Raw genomic sequence first — 15,664 nt, 5'->3', positions numbered from 1 at the left:
CCGCCGATATCCCGCCCCCCAGCGGCTCTAGGTCATGGACAGGTCTTCCAGGCGAAGTGGTACGTGGTGGAGAAGTTGCCGTCGGTCGAGTCCATGGTCATGAAGCTGGTTGTGGTCTTGGGGTCCGAGGTGCCCGCGTTGACCCGCAGCTCGGTGTTGATGTTGAAGTGCCGTTTCTCGCCGCACGGGGCGTAGACGACCGAAACGAGTTCGGTCTGGTCGGTCGCCTGCCAGTTGTCCTCGAGCGGCCCGTTGTAGGTGTGGCTGATGTAGGCGGTCGGGGACATGCCCTGGAAATAGTAGTTCGCCCGCTCGGTACCGGAGGCTCCCTTCGCCAGTGCCGCGAAACCGCGGTAGTCGGCCTGCGCGATTCCGTAGGTGAACCCGGACGGCGCGTTGATGCGGAGGTTGAGCTGGCAGTTCTTGCGGAAGTCGGTCGGGCTGGCGCCCACGCCGACCTGGGCCAGGAAATCGCTGTAGGTCACGGTGAATGCTTTGTTGTCCGGGGACACCGCGACGGCGGCGGTACCCGCTGGACAGCCGGAACCGTTGACGGTGACCACGTCGATCGTGAAATGGTCGGGCGGCGGCGTGGTGCCGGGGGCACCACCCGGCGGAAACACGATGGACATTGCCAATGCGGTAGCGGCCAGCGCGCTGAACATGTGCACACCTTTCCGGGGTTTTTACTCCAGGTGGCGGCGGTTCCTGAATGTTAGCGTGCCGTCCGCTACCGCAATTCCGCTAAACGGGTGCCTTTTTTTGTTCTGGTTTATCGTCGGCGGAAAAGGGCAGGGTAGGGCGTTGGCCGTGAATGGTGGATTCTCAACACTTCTTCCATGAGAAATGGTACTTGGTGTCCACGTTGCCGTCGGTCGAGTCCATCGACATGAAGCTGGTGGTGGTCTTGGGATCCGAGGTCCCGACGTTCACCCGCAGCTCGGTGTTCACGTTGAGGTGGCGCACCTCGCCGCACGGCGCGTACACAATGGAGGCGAAATCCGTTTTGTCGGTGGCCTGCCAGTTGTCGCTGTACGGCCCGTTGTACGGGTGGACCGCGGTGGCATTGGCCGATTGGCCCTGGAAGTAGTAGTTCGCCCGCTGGGAGCCGTAGGCGCCCTTGGCCAGGTGGGCGAAGCCGCGGTAATCGGCCTGCGCGATGCCGAAGGTGAAGCCCTGCGGATAGTTCACCCGCAGGTTCAGCTGGCAGTTCTTCCTGAATTCGATCGGGGACGAGCCGGCGCCGGTCTGCGCGAGGTAATCGCTGTAGGTCACGGTGAAGTTCGTGTTGTCGGGTGACACCGCGACCGCGGCCGTTCCCGCGGGACAGCCCGAGCCGTTCACCGTGACGATGCTGATCGTCACCTGTTCCGGTGGGGCCTCCGCCGGTGCCACGGAACCGGGGGTGGTTATCGCCGACAGGGCAAGGGCACTGGCAGCCAGCGCAGTGAACATGATGCACCCTTCTGATGCGTCGTGAACAACTAATCGTGGCGGCGGTGGTTCAGGGTATCCGGGCTGGTTCGCCGGGGACTCCGCTGAACGGGCTCATGTTTTGCACTTGGTGCATTGAAATCATGCACACCGCGTCCGTTCGGGTGCGCGGCCGTAGTCCGCGCGGTTATTCTTGATCTTTGTGCCTGCTGTTACGTAGTGGATTCGCCGGTCACAAAATGGGTTTACTAATGCATAACACGAGTTTTGCGGTAATGGCGTGATCACTGGCGGTGGCCGCGTGGCCCCGCCGGGTGCCTCGGGCGGGCGCCCGCGTCGCGGCGCGACCTCCGCCACGCGGGGCAACCTTCGCCCTGGTCGGTGCGTCGAGGTACGGGGCTGCCAAGAGCGCGGCGGCGCTCTAATACACTGCGACCCGTCCTCATGCAATGGGAGAGGTATGTCTGACAGCTCCAAGCCGATCGTCCTGGGCCAGCCGACCGTCGGGGAGGAAGAGCTCGCCGCCGTGGCGGAGGTCTTCCGGTCCGGATGGCTGGCCGGAGCTGGCCCCACCTGCCGCAAGTTCGAAGAGCGCTTCGCCACCGCGGTCGGGACCCAGCACGCGCTGGCGACCAGCAACTGCGGCACCGCGCTGTTCCTCGGGCTCAAGGTGCTCGGGGTCCAGCCCGGCGACGAGGTCATCGTCGGCGACTACACCTTCCCGGCCAGCGGCCACGCCGTGCTCCAGGCCGGCGCGACCCCGGTCTTCGCCGACATCCGCCCGGACATCTGGAGCGCGGACCCGGCCTCGATCGAGGCGCTGATCACGCCGAAGACCGTCGGCATCCTGGCGGTGGACGTGTTCGGCCAGCCCGGCGACTTCGACGAGTACCGCGCGATCGCCGACCAGCACGGCCTGTGGCTGTTCGAGGACGCCGCCTGCTCCGCGGGCGCCACCTACAAGACCCGCCCGGCGGGCAGCCTGGCCGACCTGGCCGCCTTCTCCTTCCACGGTCGCAAGGGCATCACCGCTGGTGAGGGCGGCGCGCTGGTCTCCGACCGCGAGGACCTCATCGCGCACGCGCGCAAGCTGCACACCTACGGCATCGAGCCCGCGTTCAGCCGCGAAGGCAGCGACGAGCTGCCCATCCCGAGCTTCCACGAGCTGGGTTACAACTTCCGCATGTCGGACGTGCAGGCCGCGATCATGAACGTCCAGCTGGACCGCCTGCCGAACCTGCTGTCCGTGCGCCGGTCGGCGGCGAAGACCTACCACGAGGGCTTCGCCTCGCTCGACGGCGTCGAGGTGCCGGTCGCGCTGCCGGACCGCGAGCACCCGTGGCAGGCCTACGTGCTGACCATCGCGCCCGAGATCAGCCGCGACAAGGTGGCCCTCCGGCTGCGTGAGCGCGGCATCGGCTGCAACTTCGGCACCTACGCTTCGCACGTCCAGCCGATCTACGGGCAGCGCCAGCAGCTGCCGGTGTCGGCCGACGCGTTCAAGCGGCACCTGGCCATCCCGATGCACTCGAACCTGACCGAAGACGAGGTCGGCCGGGTGGTCGAGGCGGTCACCGAAGTCGTCACCGAGCTTTCCTGATCCAGCGGACGAACCAGCACAGGAGAAAACGCACACCATGTCCGAAAAGAAGACGGTCCTGTTCACCGGCGCCGGCGGCTTCATCGCGGGGCACGTGATCCCGATGCTGATGGAGCGCGGCTACTTCGTCCGCGCCTTCGACAACATGACCCGCGGCGACCGCCCGCGGATGGAGGAGTGGGCCGCCACCGGCAACCTCGAGCTGGTCGAGAAGGACGTCCGCTACGGCGGTGCGGTGCGCGAGGCCATGCGCGGCTGCACGCACGTGGTGCACTTCGCCACCGTGTCGATCAACAAGTCGATCGCCGACCCGCACGAGTCGGTCGACATCAACATGACCGGCAACCACAACGTCTTCGCCGCCGCCGCGGACGAGGGCGTGCAGCGCCTGGTGTTCGCCTCCACCGCCTCGGTTTACGGCGACCCGGAGCGGCTGCCGATGCACGAGGACGACAAGCTCCGCCCGCTCACCCCGTACTGCATCACCAAGCGCGCCGGTGAGGACCTGCTCGGCTTCTACGAGCGGCAGAAGGGCCTGTCCTGGAACGCGCTGCGCTTCTTCAACGTGTACGGCCCCGGCCAGAAGAGCGAGGCGTACTACACCTCGGTGATCAACCACTTCATCACCCGCCTGCGCAACGGCCAGCCGCCGATCATCGACGGCAAGGGCGAGCAGTCGATGGACTTCGTGCACGTGCACGACCTGGCCCGGGCCGTGGTCGCCGCGCTCGAGTCGGAGAAGGCGAACCTGCCGATCAACATCGGCACCGGTATCGACACCTCCATCGCCACCCTGGCCAAGATCCTCATCGACGCCGTCGGCGTGCAGGTCGAGCCGCAGTTCAACGAGCGTGACGTGCTGGTCTCGCGCCGGGCCGCGGACATCACCCGGGCCAAGGAGGTCCTCGGCTGGGAGCCGACCATCCCGGTCGAGCAGGGCATGCACGACCTGGTCAAGCTGCACATGAGCCAGGCCGCCGGCTGATGGGCTTACCACCGGCCGGATCGGCAGAGGGGCGCTCGATGAACATCGTCGTGGTCAACAACTTCTTCCCGCCGCGGGTGGGGGGCAGCGCGCACATGTCGGCGTCGCTGGCCGAGCAGTACGCGGCCGGCGGCAACAACGTGCTCGCCATCACCGCCGCCTACGCCGACGCACCGGCGGAGGAGGAGCGCGACGGCTACCGGGTGGTCCGGCTGCCGGCGATGAAGATGCCGCAGCTGGGCCTGTCGATCGACTTCGACATGACCTTCGCGTCGGTCCGGCCGGGCAACTGGCGCAGGCTGTTCAAGATGCTGGACGCCTTCGCGCCGGACGTGATCCACCTGCACGGGCAGTTCTTCGACCTGTCCTGGATGGTGGGGCTGTACGCGCGCCGCCGCGGCATCCCGGTGGTCGTCACCATCCACACCCTGCTGATCAGCGACAAGAAGCTGTACAGCTCGGTGTTCCGGATGCTCGACGCGGTGCTGGTGCGCCCGATCCTGAGCGTGATCAAGCCGCGGTACGTGATCCTGGACAAGCTGGGCGTGGACTACTGCGTCAAGCGCTACGGCACCAGCGACGCGAACTCGGACTACTTCCCGATCGCGGTGGACACCGCGCACTTCGACAAGCCGCTGACCAAGGACGTGCGCGAGGAGAACGGCATCGGCGACGCGCCGCTGATCGTCTCCCTCGGCCACGTGATCCCGCTGCGCGACCGGATGCCGCTGGTCAACGCGATGCCGGCGATCCTGGAGAAGCACCCGGACACCAAGGTGATCGTGGTCGGCCGGGTCTACCACGACGCGTTCATCAAGCGCGCCGAGGAACTCGGCATCGCGGACAGGTTCATCGTCAAGGGCGCGGTGCCGAAGGCCGACGTGCCGTCGTACTTCGCGGCCGCGGACATCGTCACGCACGACCTCAACGGCGGCTGCGGCACGGCTTCGCTGGAGGCCATGCTGTCCGGCACGGCGACGATCACCTCGACCACGCTGGACAACTACCCCGGCATCGAGCTGCGCAACGGCGACAACATCCTGATCGTGCCGCCGGACGACGCCGAAGCCGTCGGCGAAGCGGTGATCGACCTGCTCGACCACCCGGAGAAGCGCGCCGAGCTGGCCAAGCGGCAGAGCGCGATGGTGCGCGACAACTTCGGCCTCGACGTGGTCACCGACGAGCACCTGCGCACCTTCGAGAAGCTGATCGCCGAGTCGAGCGGGAAGAAGAAGTCCTGATGTTCTTCGACGACGAGCGCAGCAACCGGCTCCGCCCGCAGATCCTGACCGAGCTGGTCGGGGAGTACATGAACGACGCCGAGCGGGCGAAGCTGTTCGGCCTGCCGGAGACCACCCGGATCCGGCAGCGGGCGAAGATCGTCAGCCCGGAGAACCTGAAGATCGGCGAGCACTGCTGGATCGGCGAGGGCGCGGTGCTCGACGCCAGCGGCGGGCTGGAGATCGGCGAGCACACCAGCATCGGGCTGAACACGCTGATCTTCACCCATTCCAGCTGGCTGGCGAACATGACGCTGCAGAACCACTCGGGCAGCGACCTGATCGAGCGCAAGCCGGTCAAGATCGGCAAGGGCTGCTTCATCGGCGGCCTGGTGGTGATCATGGCCGGGGTGACCATCGGGGACTTCGCCACCGTGCAGCCGAACTCGGTGGTGGCCAAGGACGTGCCGCCGCGCTCGCTGGTGGCGGGCAACCCGGCGCGCGTGTTCCAGCGCTACGACGACGAGTACATCGAGAATGAGGTCAAGCGCGTACGCGAGGACAACGAGCGGCGGCGCAAGCTGGCCGCCGAGCGCGGCATGGAGGTCGGCCCGTGGGGCGCGCCGGCCGGTGACTTCAGCGAGCCGGGGGACACCGACCCGGCCGGGTGATCTCCTCACCCTGACAGGTGAACCCTGTTCAAGACCCCTGTCGGGGTGATTGAGTCCACTGTGGATCACAACAAGAGTGATCCGCGTGCCCACAGTGAGCCGGTTCGGCCGGATAGCGCTCGCGCCCGCCTTCGCCGTCGCGAGCCTCGTCGTGTTCACCACCCCGGCCGCCGCCGCGGTGGTGAAGCCGTTCGCGTTGAACTTCAACGAGGCCGTCTACGGCGACTTCCTCTACGCGGGGAACGGGTCGCTGCGCTGCCCGGTCCCGGCGGACGGGGCGCCGACCACCGGCTCCGGCAACACCCCGGCGGCCTGCGCGAGCAGCGCGAACCGCACGACCACGCAGGTCAACGACAACTTCTTCATGCAGTGGGCCGACGTGGACGCGGACGCGGGCACCTTCGACTCCAGCCGGGCGTCGGTGACCATTCCGCCGGGTGCCGCGGTGAAGTTCGCCCGGCTGAACTGGGCGGGCAACACCGGCGTCTACAACACCTCGGCCGGCAACCCGTCGCCGGTGAAGATGTGCCAGGTCCGCAACGGCAACCAGCCCGCGGTGCTGCCGCCGGGCAGCCCGGCCGGGCAGGCGGTCCGGCTGTCCGTGGGCGGCGCGCCGTCCGTCGACGTGAGCCCGGCGTCCTACACCGAGGACCCGTCGGCCTCCCACACCGGCGGTCAGTACTACTCCGCCTACGCCGACGTGACCGCTGCCTTCGCCGGGGCGCCGACCGGATCGCCGCTCGACCTGACCGTCGGCAACGTGTGGGCGCCGAAGGGCTTCGGCTGCATGGGCGGCTGGTCGATCGCGGTGGTCTACGCCTATCCCGAGCGCAATCCCGCGTATGCCCCGGCCAAGCGCGAGGTGTTCGTTTACGACGGGCACGTGCGGCAGAACAGCTCGGACCCGACCACCAGCGTGAACATCACCGGGTTCCGCGCCACCTCCCCGGAGTCCAGGGTCGGGGTGACCGCCTACGAGGGCGACTGGGGCCTGCCGCGCGACACCTTCGCGATCAACGACCAGCCGCAGTTCGAACCGGACACCGGCGACGCGTCGAACTTCTTCATCTCCAACGGCCAGGGCGCCACCGAGCCCGCGGTGGGCAACAACTTCAGCGTGGACGCGAAGTCGTTCACCACGACCGACATCCCGGCCGGGGCGACCAGCGCGAAGATGAGCTTCGGCACCGGCGGGGACGCCTACCTGGCGCAGAACCTCGCCTTCTCCACGCCGGTGCCCGAGCTGCAAATCACCAAGACCGCCGAGCCGGCCGCCGTGCACGCCGGTGACCAGGTCACCTTCACCATCACGGTGACCAATCCCAGTGGGGCGCCGGCGTCCAGCGTGCGGGTCGCCGATCCGCTGTTCCCGTCCTGCGCGCGGACCATCGGCGCGCTCGGCGGCGGGCAGAGCACCAGCTACACCTGCACCGGGACCGCGGGTGACGCCGATTTCACCAACACCGCGACGGTGACCGGCACGAGCGCGCTCGACGATCCGCTCGAAGGCACCGCGACCGCGGACGTGGACGTGCTGAACCCGGCCGTCGAACTGACCAAGACCACGGACAAGGCCGTCTACCAGCCGGGCGAGCGGGTGGTGTTCACCATCCGGGTGACCAACACCGGGGACGCGCCGCTGTCGTCGCTGATGGTGACCGATCCGAAGACCGCGGACTGCGCGCGCACGCTGCCCGGCCCGCTCGCTCCGGGCGCCTCGGCCGAGTTCACCTGCGCCGGGACCGCGCCGGTGCCGGAGAACGTCAACACCGCGATGGTCACCGCCAGTGACCAGCTCGGGAAGCAGGTCACCGACTCCGCCGACGCGCCGGTGCCGATCGCGGCGCCCGCCATCGAGGTGCGGAAGTCGGCCGAGCCGCCGGTTGTCCACGCCGGTGCGCCGGTGACCTGGACGATCAGCGTGACCAACACCGGCGGCAGCACGCTGGACCCGGTGGTGATCGGCGACGACACCACGCCCGCCTGCGCCAGGACGTTCGGCGCGCTGGCCCCGGGTGCCGAGCAGACCTGGACGTGCTCCGGGAATCCCGCGACGACCACCACGAACACGGTGACCGCGACCGGCACCGACGCGGTGGGGCAGCGGGCCACGGACTCCGCGAGCGCCACGGTCACGGTGATCGAGCCGGGCGTCCGGATCGAGAAGGCGGCGGCGCCGACTTCGGTCCGCGAGGGCGACGAGGTCACCTTCACCATCACCGTGACGAACACCGGTGACGTGCCGCTGACTTCGGTCGCGGTCGCCGATGGGATGGCGCCTTCGTGTGCTCGTTCGATCGGTGCCCTGGCGGTGGGCGGGGTGGAGACCTACCAGTGCGTGATGGCGGCACCGGCGGACGATTTCACCAACACCGCAACGGTTTCCGGCACCGATCCGATCGGCGGCGCGGTCTCGGACTCGGCTGACGCGGCGGTGGACGTGATCCACCCGGCGGTGTCGATCACCAAGGTCGCGACGCCGACGGCGGTTCGTGCAGGCGACCAGGTCACCTTTTCCATCACGGTGACCAACACCGGGGACGTGCCGTTGACCGGAGTGTCCGTTGTGGACGATCAGACGCCGTCCTGCGCGCGCACGCTCGGGGAACTGGCGGCGAACGGCTCGACTTCCTACACCTGCTCGGTGACGGCCGGGGCGGCCGGGTTCACGAACACGGCGACGGTGACCGGCACCGATCCGACGGACCGCCCGGTGGCCGATGCCGACGACGCCACCTTTGTGGTGCAGCAGCCGGGGATTTCGATCACCAAGACCACCGAGGGTGGCCCGTTCCGCGCCGGTGACCCGGTGTCGTTCACCATCACGGTGACCAACACCGGTGACGTCGCGCTGACGAACGTCGAGGTCACCGACCCGATCGCGGCCGGCTGCGCCCGCGAAATCGGGTACCTCGGCATCTCCGGCGCGACGAGCTTCACCTGCACGATGACCGCGCCGGACGACGACGTCACCAACGTCGCCACCGTGACGGGCACCCCGCCGACCGGCCCTGATGTGTCCACTCAGGACGATGCGCTGGTCGACGTGGTCCATCCGGCGGTGACGATCACGAAGGACGTGTCACCGGCGGCGGTGCGCGAGGGCGATCGGGTCACCTTCACCCTCACCGTGACGAACACGGGTGACGTGCCGCTGACCGGCGTCCAGGTCGCCGACCCGCTGGCGGCGGAGTGCGCGCGCACGATCGGCTCGCTGGCCCCATCGGCCACGACCACGTTCACCTGCCAGGTCACCGCGGGGCAGGAGGGCTTCACGAACACGGCGTCGGTCACCGGCACCGATCCGACCGATCGCCCGGTGACCGACACCGACGACGCCACCTTTGTGGTGCAGCATCCGGGGATCAGCATCGAGAAGACCGCCGACGAGGGCCCGTTCCACGCGGGTGACCAGGTGACCTTCACGATCAAGGTGACGAACACCGGTGACGTGCCGCTGACCGGCGTCGAGGTCACGGATCCGATCGCGGCGCGGTGCGCCCGCACGATCGGCGACCTCGAACCGGGCGGCAGCAGCACGTACACCTGCACGATGACCGCGCCGGACGACGACGTCACCAACGTCGCCACCGTGACGGGCACCCCGCCGACGGGCCCTGATGTGTCCACTCAGGACGATGCCGTCGTCGACGTGGTCCACCCGGGCGTGCAAATCGACAAGTCGGCCGAGCCCGGTCAGGTGCGTCCCGGCGACGAGGTCACCTACACCATCACCGTGACCAACACCGGCGACGTGCCGCTCACCGCGGTCACCGTCACCGACGACAAGGCGCCTGGCTGCGGCTTCACCCTCGCCCAGCTCGGCGCGGGCGCCACCGAGACGCGGACCTGCACGGTCGTGGTCAGCGAGGACGTGACCAACACGGCGTCGGTCACCGGCACCGACCCGACCGGCCGCCAGGTCACCGGCACCGACGAGGCCGAGGTCGACGTGATCGGCCCCGGCATCACCGTCACCAAAACCGGCCCGGCCAAGCCGGTGCTCCCCGGGCAGAAGGTCACCTTCACCGTGGTCGTCGAGAACACCGGGGACGTGCCGCTGACCGACGTCCGGCTGACCGACGAGGTGGCGCCCGGCTGCGCGGTGGCGATCGGCTCGCTCGCGGTCGGCGAACGGGCCGAGCCGGTCACCTGCGAGGTGACCATGGCCGAGCGGGACATCGAGAACACCGTCATCGCGACCGGGACCGACCCGACCGGCAAGCCCGTGGACAGCTCCGACGACGCGGTCGCGAAGGTCGCGAAGCCGGGGCTCGACGTCACGAAGACGGTGTCGGCCGAGCGGGTGGCGCCGGGGGCGACGGTGACCTTCACGCTCACCGCGACGAACACCGGCAACGTCGCGCTGGCGCCGGTGGTGGTCACCGACCGCACGCTGCCGGACTGCGCCCGCACCTTCGAGCGGCTGGATCCGGGCGCGAGCCGCGAGTGGACCTGCACCACCACCGCCCCGTCGTCGGGTGACCTGGTGAACGTCGCGACCGGCACGGGCACGCCCGACACCGAGCAGCCCGGCAAGCCGGTCACGGACACCGGCACCGCGAAGGTCACCGTGGACGGCGACACCGACAGCGGCGGCGGGGACCATGACACCGGCACCACAACGCCGGTCCCGCCAGGGCCGAAGCCGCCGCTGGCGAAGACGGGTGCCCAGGTGTGGACGCCGCTGTTCATCGGGATCGGGCTGCTGCTGGCGGGTGCCGGACTGCTGATCGCGGGGAGGCGCACGGACCGGGGCTAGCCGGTGTACCGCTGCTGTACCTCCGCTGGACCGGCCTGGTCCAGGCTCACTTCGTCACTGGTGGATCGACGAGGTGGGACCGATGAACAAGTCGAGCAATCTGAAGCGAGCCGCGGTCTACGGGGTGGCCGGTCTGGTCACCGCGGCGATCGGCGCGTCCACGGTCAACGCGATGACCGCGGAGGACGAAACCCCGGAGTCCGGTGCCACGCAGGCGGCACCGGCACCGGCGGCGAACCAGGCACCGGCGCCCGCGCCCGCACCCGCTCCTGGGGCGAAGGTGGCGCCGGCTCCGGCCGCGCAGCCGCCAGCCGCCCAGCCCGCGGCGCCCGTTCCGCAGGCCGCGCCCGCCCCGGCCGCCAAACCCGCTCCGGCCGCGCAGCCCGCTCCGGCCGCGCAGCCCGCTCCGGCTGCCCAGCCCGCTCCGGTCAAGCAGGCCGAGCCGGTGCAGCAGGTCAAGAAGGCCGAGCCGAAGGTCCGCCAGGCGGCTGAGCGGCCGCGCAAGGTGGTCGAGAAGGTGGTCCGGAAGCCGGTCATCGTGCAGGCCGCCGCGCAGCCGTCGGTCAGCGCGACCTCGACCGGCCCGTCGGCGAAGTCGTACGCGGTGGTCAGCGACGGCACCAAAACCGTGATCGCGGAGTCCGGCAAGCCGATCGTGGTGAAGGAGCACAAGCCGGCCGAGGCCAAGAAGCCGGAAACCAAGACCGAGCACAAGGCCGAGAAGAAGGCCGACGAGAAAACCAAGAAGCTGGACAAGGCCGTCGCCAAGCTCAACGAGGCCGAGAAGTCGGTGACCGAAGCGGAGAAGTCGCTTTCCAACGCGAAGACCAAGCTCAAGGAAGCCAAGGGCGAGGTCGAGTCGATCCGCAAGGACATCGCCGAGGACAAGAAGAAGCGCGAAGCGAAGAAGGCCGAGAAGAAGGAAAAGAAGACCGAGGGCAAGGTCGTCAAGATCAAGCTGCCCGGCAAGGTCGACGTCTCGCCGGAGGTCGCCAAGAAGCTGCGCGACCTCGCCCCGCAGAAATGACCGCGATGCTGGCGGCCCCGCGCACGATGAACGACGTCGTGCGGGCCGCGGTCGAGCGGGCCGGGTTGCGCCGCAAGGCCGACACCGCGCGCTTCATGGTCATTCCCGACGACGCGTGGCGCCACCAGCGCGCCCCGGAACCGGAGCCCGCGCCGGAGCCGGTCGAGGAATATCCCGAGGACTACTACTACCTCGACCACGAGCGCAAGCCGATGAGCCGGGCCACCGCCACCGGCTTGGGCGGGTTCGCCGCCTCGGTGGTTTCGGGGGTGCTGCCGAGCCTGGTGGTCAGCCCGGTCGCGGGCATGGTCGCCGGGGTGGCGGCCGGGGTGTTCGGCGGGCTGATGGGCCGGTCGCTGGCCGAAGAGGCCTACGACCGGAAGGCAGGTCGAAATGGGGAACTGGAGATGAGTGAACGATGACGCAGCAGTTCGGCAAGGTGCAGCGAATCGCCGTCGCGGGAGCGGCCGGACTGGCCGGCGTGGCCATCGGGGTGACCGCCGTCAACCTGATGAGCGACGACGACCCAGCACCGAGTAAAACCGCCGCCGCGCAACCAGCCACCCCGAAACCGGCCGCGGTCCCGGTCGTGCCACCGCCCGCCGCCACTCCGGTTGTGCCACCGCCGGCTGCCGCCGCGGTGCCGCAGCCAGCCGCCGCCCCGGTGGCGCGCCCGGTTGCCGCCCCGAAGGCGGTGACCAAGCCCGCCGCGAAACCGGCGGCCAAGGCGGTGAAGGTGAAGCAGCCGCAGCGGTCCCCGGTGGTGCGCGCGCCGCAGGTGCACAAGCTCGCCGTGGTGCAGCCGGAACAGCCGGCGGTGCAGCCGACCCCGCCGGAACAGTCCAAACTGGACAAGGCGAAAGCCGCCGTCACCGAGGCCGAGAAGGGCGTCGACCAGGCCGAGAAGTCCCTCGGCCAGGCGAAGTCCAAGCTCAAGGAAGCCAAGAGCGAACTGACCAAGGCCCGCAAGGAATCTCGCGACTTCCAGCAGAAACTCCGCGAAAAGCACGGCGAGCACAAGAAGAAGCCCGAAAAGGTCGAGGTCAAGCTCAGCTCTTCGAACCTGAAGCCCGGCGAGAGCCGCACCGTCACCAAGAAGACCCCGACCGGTTCCGTTTCGGTCTCCGTCACGAACGGTGCGTGAACCATGAGTTCCCACATGACTGCCGTCCAGCGCACCATTCTCTACACCGCGTCGGGTGGTTTCCTCGCCATTGTTTTCAGCCTGCTGGGCACGGCGAGCGCCCAGGCCGCCGCCGCTGACAAGGGGGCGCCGGCCAAGATCGCCGGCGTCGGCAAGTCCAACGACAAGAAGACGCCGGCCGCGCCCCAGCGCAAAACCGCCCCCGCGCCGACGGCCAGCAAGAACGAGGGCAAGTCCGAGAAGAAGTCGGGTGTGACGAGGGCGAGTGGTACGGGTTCTTCGGCGAACGGTCCGCGTTCGGGGCCGGGTGCCGGTTTGTCGAGGAAGTCGGATTCGGGCAAGCAGGAGAGCGGTTCGGCTCGTAAGAAGGAGTCGTCGTCGGAGAAGAAGTCGGGTGTGACGAGGGCGAGCGGTACGGGTTCGGGCAAGCAGGAGAGCACTTCGACTCGAAAGAAGGAGTCCTCGGAGAAGAAGGACGTTTCGTCTTCGTTGGCGAATTCGCCGGGTCGTCATCGTGTGTCGGTGGGTTCGGGTGAGTCGGGTGAGAAGAAGAAGTCGGAGGTGAAGAGGTCGACGGGGAGTTCGTCGGCTTCGAGTGGTCCGCGGTCTGGTTCGGGTGCTGGTTTGGTGCGGACGGCGGTGGATTCGCGGAAGAAGGAGTCCTCGGAGAAGAAGGAGGTTTCGTCTTCGTTGGCGAATTCGCCGGGTCGTCATCGTGTGTCGGTGGGGTCGAGCGACTCGGGTGAGAAGAAGAAGGCGGGGGTGTCGCGGTCGGCTGACGGGGCCGGTCCGAGTGCGGGATCGGGCGCCGGCTTGAAGCGGGTTTCGACGCATTCGAAGGACGATCGCTCCCGGACCGCCGAGTCTCGCCCGGAAAGCCAGGCGGAGCGCAAGAAGCGGGACGACGCGCTACGCGACCTGCAGCGGACCGCGCCGGGCCGGGCCGACTACGCGGATGCGCAGAAGGGCGGCAACCCCGGTACCGGTCTGAAGCGTCAGCTCGAACGGGCCAAGGAGGATGCGGCCGAGGCTCGCCGCGACGCGGGTCAGGGGTCTGCGCAGCGAGTCACGAAGACCGAGGCGGAGGTGAAACGCCTGGAGGTGCGGCAGGCTCGCGAGGCTGAGGCCACAAAGAAGCAGCGGGAGAAGTACGGGCCGCCGATGCCCGGCCCTCGTGATCCTGAGCGGACTTCACCGAAGGAGGTTCGCGGCAAGACACCCATCGAGGAGGCGTTGAAGTCCCTGGGGCAGCCGCGGCCCGTTTCGGTCGAGGACAGGATGCTGTCGCCGCGTCCGGAAAGCCAGGCGGAGCGCAAGAAGCGGGACGACGCGCTACGCGACCTGCAGCGGACCGCGCCGGGCCGGGCCGACTACGCGGAAGCCCAGAAGGGCGGCAACCCCGGCACCGGCTTGACGCGCCAACTCGGGCAAGCCAGGGAGGACGCGGCCGAAGCCCAGCGGAAGGCAGACGCCACGGGCTTCGGCTTTTCGGAGCAGGTCAGGAATACCCGGGCCGAGGTGAAACGCCTGGAAGAACGGCAAGCACCGGCCGCGCGGCACGGTGGCCCGGCGGCCCAGCCAGGGCAAGCGCCGGTGAGCGCGCTTCCCGCGTCACGAACCATGCGGTCCGCGGCGACGCTCGGCTCGCTCGATCCGGCGGACAAGCAGAACACCATCCGCCCCGCGAGTACGCGGACCCGGCCCGCCCAGCACACCCCGGACCTCGACGGAGGTATCGGCGACCTGATCGGCCCCGGCGGCGGAATGGGTGTGGAGTTCTTGCGCCAGCGTGTGCCCGGCGCGGTGGTCAACGGGCCGACTCACGGTTTCGAGCCCATCCCACCCGACGGCAAGGGTGGTTTCGGCGGGTTCAAGGCCCACGCCAACGTCGGCGACGTCACCTTCCTCAACCCGCCGATCAACCGTCATGGCGGACCGGCCACGACGATCGGCGAGGCCAGTTACGGGGCCGACATCGAAGTGACGGGCGGCATCTCCCCGAAGGACGGCGCCAAGCTCGAGGCCCAGACCTTCCTCGGCTTGCGGGGCGCGGGAGCCGAGCAGAACTACCAGTCCGGGCCGCTGAACGTGGGCGGCCAGGCGGAGACGAAGCTGGGGCTGCACCTCGGCGGCACCGTCGGGGCCACGCCGCGGGACGGCCTCGAGGCCGAGGTCGAAGCCCTGGCCGGGTCCAAGGTCCAGCTCAACGAATACAAGGACGACTTCGGGCCGCTGACCCTCTCGGCGCAGCCCGAGGCATGGTCGGGTTTCGGCGGGACGGCCGGGCTCGGCGTGGAAAAGGGCGAGGACGGCAATTGGCACCTCAAAGGCCGGGCCGGTGTCTCCCCTGGCATCGGTGGCGCGATGAACTTCGACGTCGGTGTTGACCTGAAACCGGTCGAGGACGTGTTCAACCAGGCCGCGGCCCTGCTCGGCGGGGGGTGATCATGGGGCTGCCGGACGGCATCACCGTCGACCACTTCCACACCGGCGCGTCCTTGCTCGACTGTGCCGAGGAATCGGTGCTCCGGCTGCGCACCGCGGCCTTGTTCGTGGGCGTCACGCGACGCGACGAGCTGTCCGGTGCGCAGGGCACCGGCCTGGTGCAGACGCTGCGCCTGGTGAAGTGGCCGCACCGGTTGTTCCGGGCCGAGGCGTACTTCCGGCTGAAACCGGGAGGTGTGCTGCGGGTGGTGGGGGACGCCCCCGAAGACCGGGAAGCCGAAATGCGGGCCGAGCTGGCCGATTTCCTCACCGGGCTCCAGGTCACCCGCTGAAAGATCACTCACGAAAAAAGGAGTGCGCAGGGCTGCCGACGCGG

13 protein-coding genes are annotated in these 15,664 nt (G+C 68.9%); 10 read left to right on the top strand and 3 right to left on the bottom strand.

The features are described 5' to 3' along the window. Positions 1-32: 32 nt before the first annotated feature. Complete coding sequence (locus tag A4R43_RS28650; protein WP_113695134.1) at positions 33-665, bottom strand: DUF4360 domain-containing protein; 633 nt, start codon at positions 663-665, stop codon at positions 33-35. A 160-nt stretch (positions 666-825) separates the two neighbouring features. Continuing rightward, positions 826-1,455 carry a DUF4360 domain-containing protein gene (locus tag A4R43_RS28645; RefSeq protein WP_113695133.1) on the bottom strand — a complete coding sequence of 210 codons (630 nt, stop codon included), beginning with the start codon at positions 1,453-1,455 and terminating at the stop codon, positions 826-828. Between the two features lie 439 nt (positions 1,456-1,894). On the opposite strand from A4R43_RS28645, the gene A4R43_RS28640 reads away from it, so the two are divergent. The 8 genes from A4R43_RS28640 (at position 1,895) to A4R43_RS28605 (ending at position 12,843) form a co-directional block, all read left to right on the top strand. Further along, positions 1,895-3,034, top strand: coding sequence for a DegT/DnrJ/EryC1/StrS family aminotransferase (locus A4R43_RS28640; RefSeq protein WP_113695132.1), 1,140 nt, complete (start codon positions 1,895-1,897; stop codon positions 3,032-3,034). A 37-nt stretch (positions 3,035-3,071) separates the two neighbouring features. Then, positions 3,072-4,019 (top strand): NAD-dependent epimerase/dehydratase family protein, encoded by a 948-nt coding sequence (locus A4R43_RS28635; RefSeq protein WP_113695131.1) that lies wholly within the window; start codon positions 3,072-3,074, stop codon positions 4,017-4,019. Positions 4,020-4,057: 38 nt separating this feature from the next. Beyond that, a complete protein-coding gene (locus tag A4R43_RS28630) occupies positions 4,058-5,260 on the top strand; it encodes a glycosyltransferase family 4 protein (protein ID WP_113695130.1) in 1,203 nt (400 codons plus the stop codon). Then, complete coding sequence (locus tag A4R43_RS28625; protein ID WP_113695129.1) at positions 5,260-5,910, top strand: acyltransferase; 651 nt, start codon at positions 5,260-5,262, stop codon at positions 5,908-5,910. The genes A4R43_RS28630 and A4R43_RS28625 overlap by 1 nt, the downstream gene beginning before the upstream one ends. A gap of 85 nt (positions 5,911-5,995) precedes the next feature. Further along, positions 5,996-10,672: a DUF7507 domain-containing protein gene (locus A4R43_RS28620; RefSeq protein WP_236808345.1), complete on the top strand. Its 4,677-nt coding sequence runs from the start codon at positions 5,996-5,998 to the stop codon at positions 10,670-10,672. A gap of 82 nt (positions 10,673-10,754) precedes the next feature. Further along, positions 10,755-11,699 (top strand): hypothetical protein, encoded by a 945-nt coding sequence (locus A4R43_RS43455; protein WP_205215103.1) that lies wholly within the window; start codon positions 10,755-10,757, stop codon positions 11,697-11,699. Continuing rightward, a complete protein-coding gene (locus tag A4R43_RS28610) occupies positions 11,696-12,121 on the top strand; it encodes a hypothetical protein (RefSeq protein WP_113695127.1) in 426 nt (141 codons plus the stop codon). Before A4R43_RS43455 ends, A4R43_RS28610 begins: the two co-directional genes overlap by 4 nt. Beyond that, positions 12,118-12,843 (top strand): hypothetical protein, encoded by a 726-nt coding sequence (locus A4R43_RS28605; RefSeq protein ID WP_113695126.1) that lies wholly within the window; start codon positions 12,118-12,120, stop codon positions 12,841-12,843. The genes A4R43_RS28610 and A4R43_RS28605 overlap by 4 nt, the downstream gene beginning before the upstream one ends. Before the next feature lie 41 nt (positions 12,844-12,884). Here A4R43_RS28605 and A4R43_RS28600 read toward each other — a convergent pair whose 3' ends face one another. Then, on the bottom strand, positions 12,885-13,271 hold the full coding sequence (locus A4R43_RS28600; protein WP_162788633.1) for a hypothetical protein: 387 nt from the start codon (positions 13,269-13,271) through the stop codon (positions 12,885-12,887). Between the two features lie 199 nt (positions 13,272-13,470). On the opposite strand from A4R43_RS28600, the gene A4R43_RS28595 reads away from it, so the two are divergent. Then, positions 13,471-15,288 (top strand): hypothetical protein, encoded by a 1,818-nt coding sequence (locus A4R43_RS28595; RefSeq protein ID WP_162788632.1) that lies wholly within the window; start codon positions 13,471-13,473, stop codon positions 15,286-15,288. A gap of 2 nt (positions 15,289-15,290) precedes the next feature. Next, a complete protein-coding gene (locus tag A4R43_RS28590) occupies positions 15,291-15,620 on the top strand; it encodes a hypothetical protein (protein WP_113695123.1) in 330 nt (109 codons plus the stop codon). The last annotated feature ends 44 nt before the right edge of the window (positions 15,621-15,664 follow it).

This window comes from Amycolatopsis albispora, from assembly GCF_003312875.1.
Lineage (GTDB): Bacteria > Actinomycetota > Actinomycetes > Mycobacteriales > Pseudonocardiaceae > Amycolatopsis > Amycolatopsis albispora.
The sequence above is the reverse complement of the archived record's forward strand: the minus strand, read 5'-3'. Positions and strand labels throughout refer to the sequence as shown.